The following is a 21,218-nucleotide window of genomic DNA, read 5'->3' as shown; positions in this document are numbered from 1 at the left end:
TAAAAAAGAGGCGTAAACCTATTATTTTTTTTATTAAAAAACAATTACGTATTATATTTTTTTACCATTTAAAAGACAACTCTCTTTTAAACAAGCTTTTGCAAAGCTTTAAACCATCTATTAGGCATTTTTTGCTTAAGTGCCTGTTCATAATCTTGATAGTTACATGGTATTAACGCATGTCTTTTGTGTTTATTATTCGATATTAAATTTATTTCCATCCACCAACGACCTGTTTTGTCACTTTTGTAAAAATTTATTGGGTCGTCATCGTTCAAAAGAACTGTAAATTTTTGATATTTTTCTTTTGTTACAAAAGGGTAATCTTTTGCTCTGTAATTTACTCCTTCTATAAAATACCAAATCATTTGAGCAATTAAATTCGCTGTTTGATAATTTGAATCCAATCTACTGTTGTATTCATATATTCCAAAAGAAGTAACTTTATCGCTTATACCAGCATATCTGGTTATAGCACATATATCTTCACCATAAAATCCATTTGGTGAAGCATTACTATTTGCTGGAGCTTCGCTTTGACGTACACAACCAATATCTATACTTACAATATCGGCATCTCTCATTATAGGCTCTACTAAAGTTACATTTTTAACTTCTCCTAACCTAAAAGCGTCAAAATATAACTTATCTAGTAAGTCTATTTCTTCTTGAGAATTAAAGTAAGTTTGATATCCTATATTACTATAGTTAAATAAGTTATTAGGTTGCTCCATTATCACTTTACTTAAAAAGGATCTTGAAGACATTTCCTCATCTATAGAACCTAAATCAAAACGACTGTCTACTGATACTAAATTAACTGTTTGTTCTAAAGCATCGTAAGCTCTATAATTGGCATAAGTAATATCCTGACTTCCACCTATTATAATAGGTATGATATTTTTTTTGATTAAAAACTCTATGGAAGAACTCACAGCAAAATAAGTATCTTTAACTGTATTGCCTTGTTCTATATTACCTAAATCAGCAATTTTTGTTTTCCATTTACCTGGAAATAATTCGTACAACTTTTTACGAATATGTTGTAAGTCGTTACCACAGCCCTCATTATTTTCAGCTCCTCTACCATCTTTTACACCAAGAATAGCTATGGTTACCCCTGATAAATTAGGGAAACCATCTTCGGCTGTGTGTAAACTAATATTTTGACCCAATGCAGATGTTGGCTGTGACAATACATGCTCAACTACAGCATCTTTTATTGGCTTAAAAAAATCGTAATTCATCTTTAAGGGGATCAGATTAACGAATTCGCAATATACTAAACTATTTTTTTCTAAAAGCTACTTTATTTTTTTTTAGTGGTTTTCCTCTTTGTTGTTTTCTTTTTTGGAGTTTTAGCCTCTATCATTTTCACAGCTTCTTCTTGAGTTAGCTTCTCAATTTCAGTGGTTTTAGGCAATTCAACTTTAATCTTACCTTTGATAACATTAAAACGACCCCAACGAGCTTTTTCTACTCGAATACCCACTTCTTCAAAATTATGAATTAGTTTTTCGCGTTCTTTTCTCTTTTTATCTTCAATTAACGTTTCTAAATCTTCTTGAGAAAGATTATCAAAATCGTATTTTTTATTTACGTTTATAAAAATTGAGTTCCATTTAATAAATGGTCCGAAACGTCCAACTCCTTTTTGAATTGGCATGCCTTCATATTCTCCTATCGGTGCATCAGCTTTTCTTTTAGCTTCAATTAACTCAATAGCTCTATCCATATCTACAGACATTGGATTTTCACCTTTATCTAAAGATACATATTTTCCATCAAACTTTATATAAGGCCCAAAACGACCATTTGCTACAACTACCTCTAAATTATCGTACTCACCTAATGTTTTTGGCAATTTAAACAAATCCATTGCCTCTTCATAAGTAATTGAGTTCATTGTTTGATCTCCTTGTAAGCTCGCAAAACGTGGCTTTTCTTCATCAGTAGCCTCACCTATTTGCACCATTGCACCGTAACGTCCTAAACGCACATAAACATTCTTACCACTTTCTGGATCTATTCCTAACAAACGTTCTCCTTTAGCTCTTTCGGCGTTTGCTGCAACATCTTCTACAACAACATGAAAATCTTGATAGAACTCCTTTATCATAGCGGTCCAATCTTCTTTTCCTTCAGCAATTTCATCAAAATCACTTTCTACCTTAGCTGTAAAACCATAATCAAGAATTGCATCAAAATTAGCTACCAAGAAATCATTTACAATATTACCAATATCGGTAGGAACTAGTTTACCTTTATCTGAACCTACTCTTTCAGTTAATAATTCTTCTTTGACTGCTTGATTAGCTAAACGTAACTGAACATAGTTTCTTTCTTTTCCTTCTACTGTTCCTTTCTCTATATACTCTCTACGTTGAATTGTAGAAATTGTTGGTGCATATGTAGATGGACGCCCTATTCCAAGTTCTTCTAAACGCTTTACTAAAGCTGCCTCTGAAAATCTTGCTGGAGGACGTGAATAACGTTCTGTTGCTGTAATATATTCATTCCCTAAAACTTCTTTAACACTCATCTTAGGTAACATTCCTGCTTGCTCTTCTTCCTCATTATCTGTTCCTTCTAAGTAAACCTTTAAGAAACCTTCAAATGTGATAACTTCTCCGTTTGCAGTGAATTGTTTATCGTTTTTAGTATTATCTATTTTTACAACTGTTCTTTCAAGTTGCGCTTCACTCATTTGTGATGCCAATGTTCTTTTCCAAATTAAACTGTATAATCTAGTTTGATCATACTCTCCTGTAATTTCATGATTCTCCATATTAGTTGGACGAATCGCCTCGTGAGCTTCTTGCGCTCCTTTAGATTTATTTGAAAAATTACGTGGCTTGCTATATTCTTCTCCATAAGACGCTATAATCTCAGCTTGTGCAGCATTTTTAGCATCATCTGATAAGTTTACACTATCCGTTCTCATATAAGTAATCAAACCGGCTTCATATAAACGTTGAGCAACCATCATGGTTTTAGCTACTGGAAAACCTAATTTTCTTGAAGCTTCTTGTTGTAATGTTGATGTTGTAAACGGTGGTGCTGGAGATTTCTTTGCTGGTTTTTTCTGTAAATCAGCAACTGAGAATTCGGCATCTAAACATGAATTTAAAAAGTCTTCAGCTTCTTTCTTTTCGGTAAAGTTCTTAGCTAATTTTGCTTTAAACTTTTTACCATTTTCATTTATGAATTCAGCATCTACTCTATATGATGCTACTGGTGTAAATCCTTCTATATCTCGCTCACGTTCTACAATTAAACGTACTGCTACTGATTGTACTCTACCAGCCGATAATCCTCCTTTTACTTTTCTCCATAACACTGGTGAAAGTTCGTATCCTACTAATCTATCTAATACACGACGCGCTTGTTGTGCATTTACTAAATTGTAGTTAATATCTCTTGGATTTTCAACAGCTTTTAAAATGGCTTTTTTAGTAATCTCATGAAAAACAATTCGTTTCGTCTTCTCTTCTTTTAATTTTAATTGCTCAGCCAAGTGCCATGCAATAGCTTCTCCCTCGCGATCCTCATCACTTGCTAACCAAACAGTTTCTGCTTTCTTTGCTAAATCTTTCAGTTTTTTTACAACTGCTTTTTTATCTGTAGAAACTATATACTTTGGTTTAAAATCTCCTTCTACATTTACACCTAACTCTTTCGAAGGCAAATCGGCAATGTGACCAAAACTCGATTCGACTTGAAAGTCTTTACCTAAAAACTTTTCAATTGTTTTTGCTTTTGCAGGTGACTCAACTATTACTAAATTTTTTGCCATATGTATTTCTCTTAATCTCTTTTCACTCCATATTTACAAGAACATGGTGTTTTCAATTTGCAAAAGTATGTAGTTTTTTTTTAACGAAAGATTTTTCTACAAACTTTACCATTTATTAACTTTAAAAAGTATTCATGTCAATTTGTCACAAGTTACCCTTTTTGGTTGTATCTTTGCAGACTATTTATTACGATTTTAGCATTTATGGAACACGTAGAGAAGGTAATTGACGAAGATAAACAAGGGAAACCTCTTGTTATTGAACAAAAAGAAGGAAACAACAAAAAACTTTTTATTGAAAGTTATGGTTGTCAAATGAATATGAACGATAGTGAAATCGTTGCTTCTATTTTAGCTGAACAAGGTTTTAATACAACTCAAAGTTTAGAGGACGCTGATTTAGTATTAGTAAACACTTGCTCTATTAGAGAAAAAGCTGAGACCACTGTTCGTAATCGTTTGAAAAAATACAACGCGGTCAAAAAAGTAAACCCAACAATGAAAGTTGGTGTTTTAGGTTGTATGGCTGAACGTTTGAAGGAAAAGTTTTTAGAAGAAGAAAAAATTGTTGATTTAGTTGTTGGACCAGATGCTTACCGCGACTTACCTAATTTAATTGAAGAAGTTGATGCAGGTAGAGATGCTGTAAATGTGATTTTATCTAAAGAAGAAACATATGCTGATGTTTCTCCAGTACGTTTAAATTCAAATGGAGTTTCTGCTTTTGTATCTATTACACGTGGTTGTGACAATATGTGTACATTTTGTGTAGTACCTTTTACTCGTGGACGTGAACGTAGTCGTGATCCTCAAAGTATTATTGAGGAAATTGGTTCTATGGTTGATAAGAATTTCAAAGAAATTACTTTATTAGGACAAAACGTAGATTCCTATTTATGGTATGGTGGTGGATTAAAGAAAGACTTTAAAAAAGCTTCTGAATTAGCACAAGCCACCGCTGTTGATTTTGCACAACTTTTAGATATGTGTGCTACTGCTTACCCTAAGACTCGTTTTCGTTTCTCTACATCTAACCCTCAGGATATGAGTTTAGATGTAATTCATACAATGGCTAAGCACAAAAACATTTGTAAATACATTCACTTACCAGTTCAAAGTGGAAGTAACAACATGTTAAAAGCCATGAATCGTCAGCATACTCGTGAAGAGTATATTGAATTAGTAGATAATATTTACAGGATTATTCCTGAAATGGCTTTAAGTCAAGATATGATTAGTGGTTTCTGTGGAGAAACTGAACAAGATCATCAAGACACCTTAGACTTAATGCGTCATGTAAAATACGACTTCGGTTTTATGTTTGCTTACTCTGAAAGACCAGGAACTCTAGCTGCTAAAAAAATGCCTGATGATGTTCCTTTAGATGTTAAGAAAAGACGTTTACAAGAAGTAATCGATTTACAACAAGAACACAGTTTATATAGAACTCGCCAGCACTTAGGAAAAGTAGAAGAAGTTTTAATTGAAGGAACTTCTAAAAAGAACCCTAATGAATGGAAAGGTAGGAATACTCAAAATACTGTAATTGTATTTCCTAAAGAGCATTACAAACTAGGTGATTTTGTAAATGTTAAAGTTGAAGACTGTACTTCTGCTACGTTAAGAGGAACTGCTGTTGGATACTCAGATAATAATTAAATTTTAAAATAAACAATGGAAAACCTACAAGCTATAAAACAACGTTTTGGAATCATTGGTAACGATTTACATTTAAATCGTGCCATAGAAAAAGCCATACGCGTTGCTCCTACCGATATTTCGGTTTTAGTTACTGGAGAAAGTGGTGTAGGTAAAGAAAATATTCCTAAAATAATTCATCAACTATCGCACAGAAAACATGCAAAATATATTGCTGTAAACTGTGGAGCAATTCCAGAAGGAACCATTGATAGCGAATTATTTGGTCATGAAAAAGGAGCCTTTACTGGAGCAACTGCTACACGTAAAGGTTATTTTGAAGTTGCAGACGGAGGTACCATTTTTTTAGATGAAGTTGGTGAACTTCCGTTAACAACTCAAGTACGTTTATTACGTGTACTTGAAAATGGAGAATTTATTAAAGTAGGTTCTTCTCAAGTACAAAAAACAAATGTGCGTATTGTAGCTGCCACCAATGTTAATATGCATCAAGCTATTTCTAAAGAGAAGTTTAGAGAAGATTTATATTATCGCTTAAGCACTATTGAAATAGGTTTACCTGCATTACGTGATAGAAATGAAGATATTCATTTATTATTTAGAAAGTTTGCTTCAGATTTTGCTCAAAAATATCGAATGCCTACTATTCGTTTAGATCAGAATGCAGTAAAAATGTTATTAAACTATCGTTTCCCTGGTAATATTCGTCAACTAAGAAATATTGCTGAGCAAATTTCTGTGGTAGAAGAAACTAGACTTATTACCCCTGAAAAATTAGTTCAATACTTACCTAATAACAAAGGTAATTTACCTGCTGTTGTTGGAAGTCAATCAAGTAATTCAGATTTTGCAAATGAACGTGACATTATGTATAAGATTTTATTTGACATGCGTAATGACATTAATGATTTGAAAAAATTGACTTTAGATTTGATGCAAAATGGAAATTCTGAACAAGTACAAGCAGAAAATCATCAATTGATACAAAAAATATATCAAGAACAAGAATTACCAGAAACACAAAACGTTGAAGTAGTTCAAATACCACAATCCACTGCGGTTCCAAGCAATTATGAATATGCTGAAACAATAGAAGAGGATGAAAACTTATCATTGCAAGAGAAAGAAATTGAAATGATTAAAAAATCATTAGAAAAAAACAGTGGTAAACGTAAATTAGCTGCTAAAGAATTAGGTATTTCTGAAAGAACATTATATAGAAAAATTAAACAATATGATTTATAATCTAGTTAACAATTAAACGACTAGGAATTCTTTATTTTTGATTTTATGAAAAAACTATTTTACATATTAATATTCACAATTTCAATAGCAACATTAATTGGTTGTGGTGCATATTCTTTTACAGGTGGTGATACTGGAAATGCTAAAACTATTCAGATTGATTTCTTTCCAAATCAAGCTCCTTTGGTAGAGCCTACACTAAGTCAAAGATTTACCCAAGAGTTACAAGATTTATTTACACGTCAAACGAATCTAACTTTAGTTAATAGTGGTGGTGACTTACATTTCTCTGGAGAGATAACAGATTACAGAATTACACCAATGAGTGCTACGGCTAATCAAACAGCTGCACAAAATAGATTAACTATTACTGTTAATGTGAATTACATTAATAATCTTGATGAAAAAAAGAACTTTGAAAAGCCTTTTACTTTTTATTATGATTATGGTGCTGACCAACAAATAAACACAATATTAGACAGCGCTTTAAGAGATATATTAGAAAGAATAAATCAAGATATTTTTAATGCATCAGTAGGAAAGTGGTAAATTTTGGATAAACAAAAATACATACAACTTATAGAAAGCCCTCAATTAATTTCTCAAGAAAATAATTCAGAGCTTAAAAATATTACCCAAGAGTTTCCTTATTTTCAATCAGCAAGAGCATTACATTTAAAAAACTTAAAAAATCAAGAAAGTTATAAATACAATAATGAATTAAAGGTTACAGCTGCTTACACTACCGATCGTACACTTTTATTTGATTTTATAACTTCAAAAGCTTTTCAAAAACCTAACAATTTAAAAGAAGAAATTAAAGTTACTTTAAAAGAAAAATTACTTCCTTCTAAAAAGGCAAAAAAAATCTCAGAAGTTGAGAAAAATTTAGCTATTGGTAGTCCACTTTCTTTTACAAAAAATGAATCCTTTTCATTTAATCAATGGCTTCAATTATCTTCAAAAAAAGTAATTATAAGAAGCCAGGAGTCTTCATCAACTCCAAAAGAAAAGACTTCTTCTGAAAAGTCAGAACACGAAGCTATTATTGATCGATTTATAAAAACTTCACCTAAAATTTCTCGACCTAACAAAGCAAATCCTTCTGAAATAAAAGTTATTGAAAGTAAGCAAAACTCTCAATTAGCTACAGAGACTTTAGCTAAAGTTTATCTCGAACAGAAAAAATACGATAACGCAATTCAGGCTTATAAAATATTAAGTTTGAAATATCCAGAAAAAAGTGGTTTCTTTGCAGACCAAATTAAAAGAATACAAATTTTACAAAACAATAAATAATGACAACGTATACTTTACTTTTAGTTTTAATTTTGATTGTTGCTATAGCATTAATCTTAATAGTAATGGTTCAAAATCCTAAAGGTGGAGGATTATCTTCTTCTTTTGGAGGTGGTGGTGCTCAAAACATTGGTGGAGTACAAAACACTAATAGTTTTTTAGATAGAACTACTTGGACTTTAGCAATTACAATGTTTGCATTGATCTTATTAGCTAATTTCGCTATTCCTAGAGGTAATGCAGGAGATGCTCCTCAATTAGATAGTACATTAGAGAATGTTGAGGCTACTACACCTGCTACGCCAGCAACAAACGATGCGGCTAAAGACAGCGTAAATTAATCTTAACATAAGAAAATATATAATGCCAACGTAAATGACACGTTGGCATTTTTTTTATAGTAATTTTAACCTCTTTAGAAAAAATGTCAGCAAAGTTTTAATGGCATAATTTCTGACTATTTCAAAAACATAAAATAAAAAACAAATACTTAATCATAATTTATATAAAATGGGATTAAACATTAAACCTTTAGCAGATAGAGTTCTTGTAGAACCAGCTGCCGCTGAAACAACTACAGCTTCAGGAATTATTATTCCTGATAACGCAAAAGAAAAACCGCAAAAAGGAACTGTTGTTGCTGTTGGAAACGGAACTAAAGATGAGCCTTTAACGGTTAAAGTTGGTGATACTGTTTTATACGGAAAGTACGCTGGTACTGAATTAAAACACGAAGGAAAAGATTATTTAATCATGAGAGAAAGCGACATCTTCGCTATCATTTAATTTCATTCAAAAAAACAACTAAAAGATTAAATCAAAATGGCAAAAGATATAAAATTTGACGTAGAAGCTCGTGACGGATTAAAACGTGGAGTTGATGCATTAGCTAACGCTGTAAAAGTAACTTTAGGACCTAAAGGTCGTAACGTAATTATTTCTAAATCATTTGGAGCACCTCACGTAACTAAAGATGGTGTTTCTGTTGCTAAAGAAGTAGAATTAGAAGATGAGTTAGAAAACATGGGAGCTCAAATGGTAAAAGAAGTAGCTTCTAAAACTAACGATTTAGCTGGAGATGGAACTACTACTGCTACTGTATTAGCGCAAGCTATAGTAAAAGAAGGCTTAAAAAACGTTGCTGCCGGAGCTAATCCAATGGATTTAAAACGTGGTATTGACAAAGCTGTAACTGCTATTACTGAAGATTTAGCTAAACAATCTAAAGAAGTTGGTGATTCTTCTGAAAAAATTCAACAAGTAGCTTCTATTTCTTCTAACAACGATAATGTAATTGGAAACTTAATTGCTGAAGCTTTTGAAAAAGTTGGTAAAGAAGGTGTTATTACTGTTGAAGAAGCGAAAGGAACTGATACTTATGTTGATGTTGTAGAAGGTATGCAATTTGACAGAGGATACTTATCTCCTTACTTTGTTACTGATGCTGACAAAATGATTGCTACTTTAGACAATCCATATATTTTATTATTCGACAAGAAAATTTCTAACTTACAAGAAATTCTTCCAATCTTAGAGCCAGTTTCTCAATCAGGAAGACCTTTATTAATTATTGCAGAAGATGTTGATGGGCAAGCATTAGCTACTTTAGTAGTAAACAAATTAAGAGGTGGATTAAAAATTGCTGCTGTGAAAGCTCCTGGATTTGGAGATAGAAGAAAAGCAATGTTAGAAGACATTTCTATTTTAACTGGTGGAACTGTTATTTCTGAAGAAAGAGGTTTCTCTTTAGAAAATGCAACTTTAGATTTATTAGGTACTGCTGAAACTGTAACTATTGACAAAGACAACACTACTATTGTAAATGGTTCAGGTGATGAAACACAAATTAAAGCTCGTGTTAACCAAATAAAAGCACAAATTGAGACTACTACTTCTGATTACGATCGTGAAAAATTACAAGAGCGTTTAGCTAAGTTAGCTGGTGGTGTTGCTGTACTATATGTTGGTGCTGCTTCTGAAGTAGAAATGAAAGAAAAGAAAGACCGTGTTGATGATGCTTTACACGCAACTCGTGCAGCTGTAGAAGAAGGTATTGTTGCTGGTGGTGGTGTAGCTTTAGTTCGTGCTAAAAAAGTATTAGAATCTTTAACTACTGAAAACTTAGATGAAACTACTGGTGTACAAATTGTAAATAAAGCAATTGAAGCTCCTTTAAGAACAATTGTAGAGAATGCTGGTGGTGAAGGTTCAGTTGTTATTAATAAAGTCTTAGAAGGTGAAAAAGACTTTGGTTATGATGCTAAATCTGAAGCATATGTTAACATGTTAGATGCTGGAATTATAGATCCTAAAAAAGTAACACGTGTTGCTTTGGAAAATGCTGCATCTGTATCAGGTATGATTTTAACTACAGAATGTGCTTTAATCGATATTAAAGAAGATTCTCCAGCTGGTGGAATGCCTCCAATGGGTGGTGGAATGCCAGGAATGATGTAATATAAATCATCTCATAAACAATAAAAATAAACCCTAAGATTTAATTTTCTTAGGGTTTCTTATTTTTTAAATATTTGTTTGGCTCTACTTAAATTTTACGTTCTACGACGTAATCTATCATTTGAAGCAATGAGTTTTTATATTCTGACTCTGGGTAATTGTCAAGTATGGCTAATGCTTTATTTTTATAATCATGCATTTTAGTTATAGTATACTCTAAACCTCCATTCTCTTTTACAAAAGCAATTACTTCTTTAACACGTTTTTTATTGGTGTTATGTTTTTTTACCGAATTAATTAACCAAGATTTTTCTTTTTGAGAGCAGTTATTTAACGTGTAAATTAAGGGAAGTGTCATTTTTTGTTCTTTAATATCTATCCCTGTAGGCTTCCCTATTTTGTCTTCGGTATAATCAAACAAGTCATCTTTAATTTGAAAAGCAATACCAATATACTCTCCAAACTTTCGCATTTGTTGAACTGTTTCATTATTTGCTCCTACTGAAGCTGCTCCTATTCCACAGCAAGCTGCTATTAAAGTTGCTGTTTTTTGACGAATTATTTCAAAATAAATTTCTTCAGTAATATCTAATTTACGAGCCTTTTCTATTTGTAAAAGCTCTCCTTCACTCATCTCCCTAACTGCTATTGAGATAAGCTTTAACAAATCAAAATCTTCATTATCTATCGATAATAATAATCCTTTCGACAATAAAAAGTCTCCTACTAAAACTGCTATTTTATTTTTCCAAAGCGCATTAATTGAAAAGAAACCTCTTCTTCTATTACTATCATCAACCACATCATCATGTACTAATGTTGCTGTATGAATTAATTCTACCACTGATGCTCCTCGGTAAGTACGCTCATCGAACCCGCCATTAGAAACCATTTTTGCTACCAAAAAAACAAACATTGGTCGCATTTGCTTTCCTTTTCTTCGGACTATATAATAGGTAATTCTATTTAATAAGGGTACTTTAGATAACATAGAATCTTTGAACTTGGTTTCAAAGAGTTCCATTTCTTTTGCTATGGGAAGTTTTATTTGCTCTACTGGCTTCATTAATGTTTGATTTCCAAAATCAAAGACCAAAAGTAACAAATTATATTAAGATTTTATCATTCTTATTCGTTTGAGTCTAGCCCAAGCTTCTTTATGCCTTCTCTTATATATTGATATTGTTCCTCTGTCCAAACCAAAATAAAACAAACTAATTCCTAAAGGTGGATTAGCACTTGGCAAATATTGAAACTTATTGAACGCTATTTCTGGCCATTTCCAACAATCTAACCCTGTACCTACAAATTCTAAAATAGCTACTACACAATACATTGTTAGATAAAATAGCCTCTCTTTAGGATACTTTCTTAAAAAGAAGAAAACCAAAATTGTACATAAAAAACCAAAAACATCATTTTTAATTAATAAAAAATAAAGAGAAAACAATGCTATTAGAACTAAACAAAACTTTTCAACCGCAATTCTATTTTCTTTGACTTTGGGCTTTTTACTGAAATAGTAAACAAGAACAAAAACAATAGCATGTCCTGGAGGTATATAATGTGGAACTTTTTCTAAGCGATAGGTATACATTCCTAATAAAATTGAGAATATATACTCTCCAACAACCGCTATAATTAAAGCATAAATTAACTGTTCTTTTGCTCTAGCACTTGCTTTTTGGTATAAAAAAACAAAAACTATAACAGCAATTACATTATTAATCCATTGTGCATTCTCATAAAAATTATCAGCAACGAATTTACTGTCAATAAATAATCCTAAAACAATGGCAAATAGTAACCAACCTAAAGTTTGTGTTGTTTGCCCTATAAATGTTTTAGAAAAACTCAAACTATGACTTATTTGCTAATTGACCACAGGCAGCATCTATATCTTTCCCTCTAGATCTACGAACATTTACAACAATATCGTGCATTTCTAAATTTGAAATATAATTATTTATTGCTTCTGGACTTGCTTGTTGAAACTCTCCATCATCAATAGGATTATATTCAATTAAATTTACTTTACATGGAACATGTTTACAAAACTTAATTAAGGCTTCAATATCTTCTTTTCTATCATTAATACCTCCCCAAACAACATACTCGTAGGTAATTTTTCTTTGAGTTTTCTCGTACCAATACTCTAAAGCTTCTTTTAAATCTTTTAAAGGGAAAGTTGTGTTAAAAGGCATTATCGAAGTACGTACCTCATCTATAGCTGAGTGTAACGAAACAGCTAAGTTAAACTTCACCTCATCATCAGCCATCTTTTTTATCATCTTAGGAATTCCTGAAGTAGATAGTGTAATTCGCTTAGGAGACATCCCTAAACCTTCTGGAGATGTTATTTTCTCTATTGACTTAATTACATTATTGTAATTCATTAATGGCTCTCCCATCCCCATAAAAACAATATTAGAAAGCTTTCTATTGTAGTACAACAAACTTTCTTTGTTTATGGCTGCTACTTGATCATAAATCTCATCTGGATTTAAGTTTCGCATTCTTTTTAAGCGTGCTGTAGCACAAAATTTACAATCTAAACTACAACCTACTTGACTTGAAACACATGCTGTTGTTCTTGTTTTTGTAGGAATTAAAACCGACTCTACAACAAGACCATCATGTAATCGTACTGCATTTTTTACTGTACCATCCTTACTACGCTGCATGTCATCAACCTCTATATGATTGATTACAAAATTCTCATTAAGCATTTGACGTGTTCCTTTAGATAGGTTTGTCATATCTTCAAATGCATGTGCAGATTTACTCCACAACCATTCATACACTTGATTACCTCTAAATGCTTTATCTCCATTATCCACAAAAAAATCGCGAAGCTGGTCTTTTGTTAATGCGCGTATGTCTTTTTTCTTCACTTTCATCGGGTACAAAAATACACAAAACCTCACAAGTGGTCTTGTGAGGCTTTGTTTTTCATTTTATTCTTTGTTATTACAAAATTAACATCGCATCTCCGTACGAGTAAAACTTGTATTTTTCTTTAATTGCTTCTTGGTAAGCTTCCATCATAAAATCATGACCTGCAAATGCAGAAACCATCATTAATAATGTTGATTTTGGTGTATGGAAGTTTGTAATCATACAGTTTGCAATACTAAAATCATAAGGAGGAAAAATAAATTTATTAGTCCATCCTTCATATGGATTTAATTTCTTTTTAGAAGATACAGAAGACTCTATTGTTCTCATTACAGTAGTTCCAACTGCACAAACTCTTCTTTTATTTTCCATAGCATTGTTTACTATGTCTGCACTACTCTGAGGTACAATAATCTTCTCAGAATCCATTTTGTGTTTAGATAAATCTTCAACCTCTACTGGATTAAAAGTACCTAATCCTACGTGTAATGTAGTCTCAGCAAAATCAATACCCTTAATTTCTAATCTTTTCATTAAGTGTTTAGAAAAGTGTAATCCTGCAGTTGGTGCTGCAACAGCTCCTTCGTGCTTTGCAAAAATTGTTTGGTAACGATCTTCATCAGATGGTTCTACCTCACGCTTAATATATTTAGGTAATGGTGTTTCACCTAACTTAACTAACTTTTCTCTAAACTCTTCATATGGTCCATCAAACAAGAAACGTAATGTTCTTCCTCTAGATGTTGTATTATCAATAACTTCAGCTACTAAACTTTCATCATCACCAAAGAATAACTTATTCCCTATTCTAATTTTTCTAGCTGGATCAACTAATACATCCCATAAACGATTTTCAGCATTTAACTCACGTAATAAAAATACTTCAATACGAGCTCCAGTTTTTTCTTTATTCCCGTACATGCGAGCAGGAAAAACCTTTGTATTGTTTAACATCATTACATCTCCTTCATCAAAATACTCTATTAAGTCTTTGAACTGTCTGTGTTCAATCTTTTGAGTATCTCTATGTAATACCATTAAACGTGATTCATCTCTATGCTCTGAAGGGTACTCTGCCAATAATTCTTCTGGCAGGTCAAAATTAAAATTTGATAATTTCATTGATAATATTTTCTAAACGTGGGCAAATATACAATTTCGACATAGGCCTTGTCAAGTGATTCGCTGTTTATTTTACATCTTCGGTTTCAATACCTATCTCTCTCATATCATTCCAAAAGTTTCTATATGACTTTGTTACTACTTCTGCTTCTAAAATAGTTATTGGTACTTTAAATGCTAATGGAGCAAATGCCATTGCCATTCTATGATCGTTATAAGTTGCTATTGAAACATCCTCGTTTATTTTTTCTGATGCTTTTAAGTGTAAACTTTCATTAGTTACCTCAATTTCTGCTCCTAAATTTGTTAACTCTTCTCTTAAAGCTTCTAATCGGTCTGTTTCTTTTATTTTTAAAGTATGTAAGCCTGTTAATTCACAAGCTACTCCTAATCCGAAACTTGTTACCGCTATGGTTTGAGCTATGTCTGGAGCATTTTTTAAATCTTCAACTAATACTTCTGTGTTATGCTTTCTTTCTTTGGTTAAAGTTATTGAGTTCTCTTCAAATTTAGTTGCAACACCAAAATGCTTATAAATTCTAGCTAAACAACTATCTCCTTGCAAACTATCTTGTTTATATGCTGATAACTTTACTGATGAACCTATTTCACTCAAGGCTATTAAAGAATAAAAATAAGATGCTGAACTCCAGTCTGATTCAACCGTAATGTTTTTTGATTGAATATCTTTTTTAGGCTCTACACTAATAATATTTCCTTCAAAGCTTGCTACAATTCCTATTTGATGTAACAAAGCTAAAGTCATTTTTATATAAGGAACTGAAGTTATTTTACCTTCTAATTGAATTTCTAATCCATTCTCTAAGCTTGAAGCTATTAGCATTAAAGCTGAAATATATTGACTACTTACATTTCCGTTTATAGAAACCTTGTCTTTAGTCAACTTCTTCCCTATAATTCTTATTGGCGGATATCCTTCTTTTTCCAAATATTGGATTTCTGCTCCTAAACTACGTAATGCATCTACTAATATTTCTATTGGACGATTGTGCATTCTTTCCGACCCTTGCAAAATTTTCACACTCCCTTCTTGTGTTGAAAAGAAAGCTGTTAAAAATCGCATGGCAGTTCCTGCGTGTCCTATATCTGCTATTTCATTGGTAGAAGATAATGCTTCTTGTAAATGATGCGTATCATCTGAATCTGATAAATTATCTATGCTAATGCTTGGAAATAACTGTTGTAAAATTAACAATCTGTTTGATTCACTTTTTGAACCTGAAATTGTTATTTCTGAAGCTATTTTTTTATTCTCTTTGGTTTTAAGATGTAAATTCATACAAATTATTTCATTTTTTTATTCACTGTATACATACCATACAAAACGCTAACTGTAACTTTGGTAAGCCAAAAACGAACCCATTTCTTTTCTGAAAAATGAATTTCATTTACTTTTTCAAAATCTCCTGCAAACAACGCTTTTCCACTGTTTAGTAATAATGAAAATAGGGTTACAAAAATTAAAAATGGTATACTTACCTTTAAAAGATTTATCCAAAAAATTCTCTTTTGTATGTTTTTACCGAAACTCATTTACTTTAATTTTTCGTTATTATGATGACGATCGTGATCTCGTTTTGTTTTAATATCTAGCTTCTTATCAAAAGCTTCTTGTAAGTTAACTCCTGTTTGATTTGCTAAACATAAAACTACAAACATTACATCTGCTAATTCTTCACCTAAATCTTTATTTTTATCGCTCTCTTTTTCACTTTGTTCGCCATAACGACGCGCAATTATTCTTGCTACTTCTCCTACCTCTTCTGTTAATTGAGCCATATTAGTTAACTCGTTAAAATAACGAACACCATGGTTCTTAATCCAATCATCAACTTGTTTTTGAGCGTCTTGTATATTCATTTGTTTTGTTTTAACTTTTTAAAAAAATCAAATATAAAATTTCTTCTTACTTATCAATTCTCCATGGCGGATTTTTTCTATTCTCTCCTGCTTTAAATAATATTAATTTGTTTCCATCTGGATCTAATAAATGTGCTTCTCTCCATAGCCATGTTTGATCTTTAGGCAATTGTAAAAACTCTATTCCTTTTTTTTGAAGCTCTTTTACTAGCTCATCTAAATTTTCATCTTCAAAATACAATACTACACCTTCTCCTTTAGGCATAGACTCTACTTGATGTATAGAAAATGTGCTATCTCCATCTGGGACTTCAAAACGAACATATCTAGGTCTTGCATCTACAATTAGATGCAAGCCTAGTTTTATATAAAACGCTGTGGATTTTTCAACGTCTATTGATGGAATTGTAACTTGATTTAAATTCATATTACGCTTTTTCTTTTTTTATTATTCTGGTTAAACTAATTAAGAAAAACAGACCTATTGTAGACACTAAAGTGATAATCCACCATGTTGTATCAAACCCTAAAAAATCTACCATTCTCATACCTGTATTATGCCCAAAAATATGAGCTGCAGAAAAAGCAATACTATAATATGCCATGTATTCTCCTTGGTTTCCTCTTTTTGCTCTTTCCATTACAAAAGCATTCGAAAATGGAAACGCTATCATTTCTCCAATGGTCATAAATAACATTCCTACAATTAATACTCCTACCCAACCTGTTAGGTTTAAAACTAAAAAGCTTATTCCTGTAAGTAATAACCCTACAAACATTAATCGTTCTTTAGAGTATTTGCTTTCTTCCAACCATTTAATTAATGGCATTTCTAGTACAAAAATTAAGAAACCGTTCATTCCCATAAGTAATCCAATTTGTAATTCTGACAGATGATGTGCATCTTTATAATACAATGGCATTGTTGAGAAATATTGCAGAAAAACAAATCCGAAAATAAACATTGCTATAAAAAACATCCAGAATGCTTTATCTTTAAAAACAGAAATTGGATTTTCTACTCTTACCTCATCTACTACTTTCGATTTCTTTGGATTTAAAACATTTATCAATAAAAAAGTAGCTAAAATACAAGTAACTCCGTCTACCCAAAATAATCCATTATACCCTAAAGAAGTTATAATAAGACCTCCAACAGCTGGACCAGCTGAGAATCCTAGATTAATCGCCAAACGAATTAAGGTTACCGAACGTGTTTTATTTTCTGGTTTACTATAAGCACTTAACGCAACAAACATGGCAGGTCTAAAAGTATCGGCTACTAGCATTACTAGAAATATTCCTATACCAAATCCAATAAATGTTGTTACATATTGTAAAGCTATAAATAATACCCCAGTTAAAAACAAGCTTGTTTTCATTACTTTATAAAAACCTATTTTATCTGTTAACTTTCCTCCTAACCAAGATCCTATTACAGATCCAAATCCGAAACAAGTCATAATCCATCCTACATCTTTTAAGGTAAAATCTAAGCTCTTTGTTAAGTACAATGATAAAAAAGGAATTACCATGGTACCAGCTCTGTTAATTAAGGTTATTAAAGACAGCCACCAAACTTCGGTAGAGAGGCCTTTAAACGTGTTTAAATAATTAAAATAAAGTTTTTTCATAGTATTGTGGTTTAGTTGTTAGTGGTTTGCTTAAAAATAAAAAGTCCGACTATGAAGTCGGACTTTTTACAATTGATATATTTTATATTTAAATAATCATAATACATAAATAGCCCGATATCTTCCGTATCTCACGGTAGACTTACACTGCTTATATGTATTAAAATTTGTCATTTTATATATCAATTGAGCTGTAAAACTATAAAAAAAAGGAATAGGTTTTACAAAAAAACATTTTAAAGTTCGTTTTTATATTCATTCTAAACTATTCATAACCAAACTTTGAACTCAACTTGTTTAATTGTCTATATCTACTTTGAAGATACATTTATACCATTCGTCGATACTAAAACTCTTCTAAGCTTGTATTCATCTTTTCTATTTTAATGTTGTAATATCTTTGGAGTGTAAATGAAACATAAAGTAAATCTCGCTGAACAGATAGAGATCACTAAAAAGAAACATTTATAAATAACTAGAAAAAGTAAACAACACAAAATATTAAAACCCTTATTGTATGAATATCATTTTATCAAATCGCCAAACCTACTACTATACGATTTTATAAAAACCAATTCGCTTAAACTAGCAACTTTTCCATACGGAGCTATAATTAAATTGACTAATACTTTGCCGTATTTTATTAACAGACATTTAATTTCAGCTCCGTGCATTTAATCGAAATACTTAAAAGACACATTCAAACCATTCATCGACACTATAGCACATTTTATCGTACATTCAACTTTTTTACTATAATGCTATTGTATCTTTGAAGTGTAAATGAAACATAAAGTAAATCTCGCCGAACAGATAGAGATCCCTAAAAAGAAACATTTATAGAAAACACTAAGAAAAAGAACTAACTTTATAATACTATGAAATATAGTATTGTATCAATATTATTTTGTTGAATCACTACGCTTATACAGTCTAACATACTGTCATCCAAAAAACTTATCTTTTATATTGACTTCGCTATAGCCGAAAGCATACACAGCTTCTTATATCATCAGAATATATTATTAACATGTATATTCAGCGACTATTCTAATTTCCAATAAAATTGATTTTCATTCCATTACTACAAAGAAACCTAATTATGCTTAAAAGATATATTCCTACCATTCGTCGATACTAAAACTCGTTTAATCTTAAATCAACATTTTTAACTCTAATGCTGTTGTATCTTTGAAGTGTAAATGAAACATAAAGTAAATCTCGCCGAACAGATAGAGGTCCCTAAAAAGAAACATTTATAAAAGACACTAAGAAAAAGAATAATTTAAATTAATCGTAAAACTGTTATCGTATGAATATAATTTTATTATTATCGCTAAACCTACTACTTTTCAACTTTATACAAAATAGGTTTACTAGGACTAGCGTCGTTTTCGAAAGGTGCAATCATTAAGTTTAAGAAATAAACACCATCCTTTATTTCATTAGCAACAAATATGAACTCTGTAATTGTTGCACTCATTCTTAACTCTCCTTTTGTATTCCAAAACGCATTATGTGCTAACAATTTTCCTTCATCTTTTTCTTTATCTACCGAAGGTAAATCTATCAACAAATGTTCTATCCCCTTTTCTTTTAAGTATTCTGCTGCATTTTCTGCTAAATATGGTGGATTGGTATTTGAATAACGTTTCGACTTTTTATCTAATAAATTTGGAGTTGTTCTAATTACAATTGCTTCTCTTTCTTTGTTTCCTAATACTTCTTGCAATTGCTCTTTGGTAATTAACAAATCTTCATTTGCTTGCAACGCCGGTTGTAGGGTTACAACTTCAGCCAAATAAAAAAACTGTTTTAAGTTTTTATTTACTGAATGTACTTCTTTTGTAATATGACCAACACATTCGGTATGTGTAATATGTGCATGTGGATTAAATACTATTGTATTAAAATTAACATCAGCTCCTTGTGCAACACTTCCTACCCAGTCTCCTGATTGAACAGGTGAAATTTCTGGATCTTCTAAATACCATGCATTAATATTTTGCTTGGCTAAATCTACAGGGATAGATATATCTAATGGTTTTGAGAAATCTATTTTATATTTTCCTGTTTTGTGTTGTATTTCTGCAATCATACTTATGCTTTTAAACTATAAACAATTCGGAAGCTAATCCGTCTGCTAAAAACTTTCCTTTAGAAGTTGTTTTTAATGTATCCTCTTCTATTGTTAACAATCCTTGTTCTATAAACTTTTTCGAAGAAGCTAATAAACTTTCTCTAAAAATAGGATTTATTTTATCTAAAGAGACTCCCCAAATGGTTCGTAATCCTGTCATTAAATATTCATTAAATCTATCTTCTTCGGTTAACTCTTCTATTTCATTAGGCAAATTACCTAATTCAAGTGTTTTTATATATTTAGCATTATTAGAAATATTCCAGCTTCTATGTGTTTTATTAAATGAATGCGCTGAAGGCCCTATTCCTATATACCTTTTTCCTAACCAATAAGAAGTATTGTGTTTTGAAAAATAATCAGGTTTCCCAAAATTAGAAATTTCATAATGTACAAATCCGTTTTTAGCGGTTTCTTCCATTAAAATATCAAAATGCGCTTTAGCTTCTACCTCATCTGGTTTTGGATATTTCCCATTTTTCACAAATGTATCCAATACTGTTTTAGGCTCTACTGTTAAAGCATAACTAGAAATATGACTAATTCCAAAATCGAAGGCTATTTGTAAGTTTTCTTTCCAGCGCTCGTTTGTCATATTTGGAACTCCGTAAATTAAATCGATGGTAATATTATCAAAATAGCGAGTCGCTAGAGATAGGCAGTTCTTTGCCTCCTCTGCATTATGTGCTCGATTCATACTCTTTAAATCTTCCTCAAAAAAAGATTGCACACCTATACTTAATCTATTTACTGGAGATTCTGCTAATTCTAAAATTTTCTCTTCTGATAAATCATCAGGATTAGCTTCTAATGTAATTTCTGGCTGCTCAATTACTTGATAATTCTGATATATCGTATCTAATAATAATGTTATCTCTTTGGTTGATAACAAACTTGGTGTTCCTCCTCCAAAATAGATAGTTTCTATTATTTCATTATTTAACTCTTCTTTCCGAAGCTCCAATTCTTTTACCATACAAACAATTAGCTCTTCTTTTCTCTTTAACGAGGTAGAAAAATGAAAATCGCAATAATAACACGCTTGCTTGCAAAATGGGATATGTAGGTAAATTCCTGCCAAAATTTT

The 21,218-nt window shown here is 31.4% G+C and carries 20 protein-coding genes; 7 read left to right on the top strand and 13 right to left on the bottom strand.

Features of this window, described 5'->3' with window-relative positions; all coding sequences use genetic code 11:
• Positions 1-86: 86 nt before the first annotated feature.
• Both F7018_RS11010 and topA read right to left on the bottom strand, forming a co-directional pair.
• Positions 87-1,247: a formimidoylglutamase gene (locus F7018_RS11010; protein ID WP_150900114.1), complete on the bottom strand. Its 1,161-nt coding sequence runs from the start codon at positions 1,245-1,247 to the stop codon at positions 87-89.
• A gap of 62 nt (positions 1,248-1,309) precedes the next feature.
• Positions 1,310-3,796, bottom strand: coding sequence for a type I DNA topoisomerase (gene topA / locus F7018_RS11005; RefSeq protein ID WP_150900113.1), 2,487 nt, complete (start codon positions 3,794-3,796; stop codon positions 1,310-1,312).
• A 204-nt stretch (positions 3,797-4,000) separates the two neighbouring features.
• Between topA and miaB the strand changes: the two genes are divergently transcribed.
• From miaB to groL, 7 genes are all read left to right on the top strand, one after another.
• Positions 4,001-5,455, top strand: a complete 1,455-nt coding sequence (miaB, locus tag F7018_RS11000) for a tRNA (N6-isopentenyl adenosine(37)-C2)-methylthiotransferase MiaB (RefSeq protein ID WP_150900112.1) — start codon at positions 4,001-4,003, stop codon at positions 5,453-5,455.
• Between the two features lie 15 nt (positions 5,456-5,470).
• Positions 5,471-6,700, top strand: coding sequence for a sigma 54-interacting transcriptional regulator (locus F7018_RS10995; protein ID WP_150900111.1), 1,230 nt, complete (start codon positions 5,471-5,473; stop codon positions 6,698-6,700).
• A 45-nt stretch (positions 6,701-6,745) separates the two neighbouring features.
• Positions 6,746-7,249, top strand: a complete 504-nt coding sequence (locus F7018_RS10990) for an LptE family protein (RefSeq protein ID WP_150900110.1) — start codon at positions 6,746-6,748, stop codon at positions 7,247-7,249.
• Positions 7,250-7,252: 3 nt separating this feature from the next.
• Complete coding sequence (locus F7018_RS10985) at positions 7,253-7,999, top strand: hypothetical protein (protein ID WP_150900109.1); 747 nt, start codon at positions 7,253-7,255, stop codon at positions 7,997-7,999.
• Complete coding sequence (secG, locus tag F7018_RS10980) at positions 7,999-8,340, top strand: preprotein translocase subunit SecG (protein ID WP_150900108.1); 342 nt, start codon at positions 7,999-8,001, stop codon at positions 8,338-8,340. The genes F7018_RS10985 and secG overlap by 1 nt, the downstream gene beginning before the upstream one ends.
• Positions 8,341-8,509: 169 nt before the next feature.
• A complete protein-coding gene (locus F7018_RS10975) occupies positions 8,510-8,785 on the top strand; it encodes a co-chaperone GroES (protein WP_150900107.1) in 276 nt (91 codons plus the stop codon).
• A gap of 36 nt (positions 8,786-8,821) precedes the next feature.
• On the top strand, positions 8,822-10,456 hold the full coding sequence (groL, locus tag F7018_RS10970) for a chaperonin GroEL (protein ID WP_150900106.1): 1,635 nt from the start codon (positions 8,822-8,824) through the stop codon (positions 10,454-10,456).
• A gap of 88 nt (positions 10,457-10,544) precedes the next feature.
• Here the strand turns inward: groL and F7018_RS10965 are convergent, their stop codons facing one another.
• The 11 genes from F7018_RS10965 to hemW all read right to left on the bottom strand — a co-directional run bounded on the left by F7018_RS10965 (position 10,545) and on the right by hemW (position 21,212).
• Positions 10,545-11,522 carry a polyprenyl synthetase family protein gene (locus F7018_RS10965; RefSeq protein ID WP_150900105.1) on the bottom strand — a complete coding sequence of 326 codons (978 nt, stop codon included), beginning with the start codon at positions 11,520-11,522 and terminating at the stop codon, positions 10,545-10,547.
• A 45-nt stretch (positions 11,523-11,567) separates the two neighbouring features.
• Positions 11,568-12,314 (bottom strand): hypothetical protein, encoded by a 747-nt coding sequence (locus F7018_RS10960; RefSeq protein ID WP_150900104.1) that lies wholly within the window; start codon positions 12,312-12,314, stop codon positions 11,568-11,570.
• A gap of 1 nt (position 12,315) precedes the next feature.
• On the bottom strand, positions 12,316-13,356 hold the full coding sequence (gene rlmN, locus F7018_RS10955; protein WP_150900103.1) for a 23S rRNA (adenine(2503)-C(2))-methyltransferase RlmN: 1,041 nt from the start codon (positions 13,354-13,356) through the stop codon (positions 12,316-12,318).
• A 70-nt stretch (positions 13,357-13,426) separates the two neighbouring features.
• Complete coding sequence (queA, locus tag F7018_RS10950; RefSeq protein WP_150900102.1) at positions 13,427-14,476, bottom strand: tRNA preQ1(34) S-adenosylmethionine ribosyltransferase-isomerase QueA; 1,050 nt, start codon at positions 14,474-14,476, stop codon at positions 13,427-13,429.
• Between the two features lie 67 nt (positions 14,477-14,543).
• On the bottom strand, positions 14,544-15,776 hold the full coding sequence (locus tag F7018_RS10945) for a 3-phosphoshikimate 1-carboxyvinyltransferase (protein WP_150900101.1): 1,233 nt from the start codon (positions 15,774-15,776) through the stop codon (positions 14,544-14,546).
• 5 nt (positions 15,777-15,781) lie between these two features.
• Positions 15,782-16,030, bottom strand: coding sequence for a hypothetical protein (locus F7018_RS10940; RefSeq protein WP_150900100.1), 249 nt, complete (start codon positions 16,028-16,030; stop codon positions 15,782-15,784).
• Positions 16,031-16,357 carry a nucleotide pyrophosphohydrolase gene (locus tag F7018_RS10935; RefSeq protein WP_086031186.1) on the bottom strand — a complete coding sequence of 109 codons (327 nt, stop codon included), beginning with the start codon at positions 16,355-16,357 and terminating at the stop codon, positions 16,031-16,033.
• Positions 16,358-16,403: 46 nt separating this feature from the next.
• Entirely contained in the window at positions 16,404-16,784 is a 381-nt protein-coding gene (locus F7018_RS10930) for a VOC family protein (protein WP_150900099.1), read from the bottom strand.
• Position 16,785: 1 nt separating this feature from the next.
• Positions 16,786-17,991 (bottom strand): MDR family MFS transporter, encoded by a 1,206-nt coding sequence (locus F7018_RS10925; protein ID WP_150900098.1) that lies wholly within the window; start codon positions 17,989-17,991, stop codon positions 16,786-16,788.
• Between the two features lie 1,345 nt (positions 17,992-19,336).
• Positions 19,337-20,089, bottom strand: coding sequence for a cyclase family protein (locus F7018_RS10920; protein ID WP_150900097.1), 753 nt, complete (start codon positions 20,087-20,089; stop codon positions 19,337-19,339).
• A 10-nt stretch (positions 20,090-20,099) separates the two neighbouring features.
• Entirely contained in the window at positions 20,100-21,212 is a 1,113-nt protein-coding gene (gene hemW, locus F7018_RS10915; RefSeq protein WP_150900096.1) for a radical SAM family heme chaperone HemW, read from the bottom strand.
• Positions 21,213-21,218: the final 6 nt, after the last annotated feature.

It is taken from the genome of Tenacibaculum aiptasiae (assembly GCF_008806755.1).
In the GTDB taxonomy this organism is placed as follows: domain Bacteria; phylum Bacteroidota; class Bacteroidia; order Flavobacteriales; family Flavobacteriaceae; genus Polaribacter; species Polaribacter aiptasiae.
The sequence above is the reverse complement of the archived record's forward strand: the minus strand, read 5'-3'. Positions and strand labels throughout refer to the sequence as shown.

Coding starts and splice junctions, on each gene's coding strand:
- F7018_RS11010 (WP_150900114.1), bottom strand. CDS start 1,247: ATGAATTACGATTTTTTTAAGCCAATAAAAGATGCTGTAGTTGAGCAT.
- topA (WP_150900113.1), bottom strand. CDS start 3,796: ATGGCAAAAAATTTAGTAATAGTTGAGTCACCTGCAAAAGCAAAAACA.
- miaB (WP_150900112.1), top strand. CDS start 4,001: ATGGAACACGTAGAGAAGGTAATTGACGAAGATAAACAAGGGAAACCT.
- F7018_RS10995 (WP_150900111.1), top strand. CDS start 5,471: ATGGAAAACCTACAAGCTATAAAACAACGTTTTGGAATCATTGGTAAC.
- F7018_RS10990 (WP_150900110.1), top strand. CDS start 6,746: ATGAAAAAACTATTTTACATATTAATATTCACAATTTCAATAGCAACA.
- secG (WP_150900108.1), top strand. CDS start 7,999: ATGACAACGTATACTTTACTTTTAGTTTTAATTTTGATTGTTGCTATA.
- F7018_RS10975 (WP_150900107.1), top strand. CDS start 8,510: ATGGGATTAAACATTAAACCTTTAGCAGATAGAGTTCTTGTAGAACCA.
- groL (WP_150900106.1), top strand. CDS start 8,822: ATGGCAAAAGATATAAAATTTGACGTAGAAGCTCGTGACGGATTAAAA.
- F7018_RS10965 (WP_150900105.1), bottom strand. CDS start 11,522: ATGAAGCCAGTAGAGCAAATAAAACTTCCCATAGCAAAAGAAATGGAA.
- rlmN (WP_150900103.1), bottom strand. CDS start 13,356: ATGAAAGTGAAGAAAAAAGACATACGCGCATTAACAAAAGACCAGCTT.
- queA (WP_150900102.1), bottom strand. CDS start 14,476: ATGAAATTATCAAATTTTAATTTTGACCTGCCAGAAGAATTATTGGCA.
- F7018_RS10945 (WP_150900101.1), bottom strand. CDS start 15,776: ATGAATTTACATCTTAAAACCAAAGAGAATAAAAAAATAGCTTCAGAA.
- F7018_RS10940 (WP_150900100.1), bottom strand. CDS start 16,030: ATGAGTTTCGGTAAAAACATACAAAAGAGAATTTTTTGGATAAATCTT.
- F7018_RS10935 (WP_086031186.1), bottom strand. CDS start 16,357: ATGAATATACAAGACGCTCAAAAACAAGTTGATGATTGGATTAAGAAC.
- F7018_RS10930 (WP_150900099.1), bottom strand. CDS start 16,784: ATGAATTTAAATCAAGTTACAATTCCATCAATAGACGTTGAAAAATCC.
- F7018_RS10925 (WP_150900098.1), bottom strand. CDS start 17,991: ATGAAAAAACTTTATTTTAATTATTTAAACACGTTTAAAGGCCTCTCT.
- F7018_RS10920 (WP_150900097.1), bottom strand. CDS start 20,089: ATGATTGCAGAAATACAACACAAAACAGGAAAATATAAAATAGATTTC.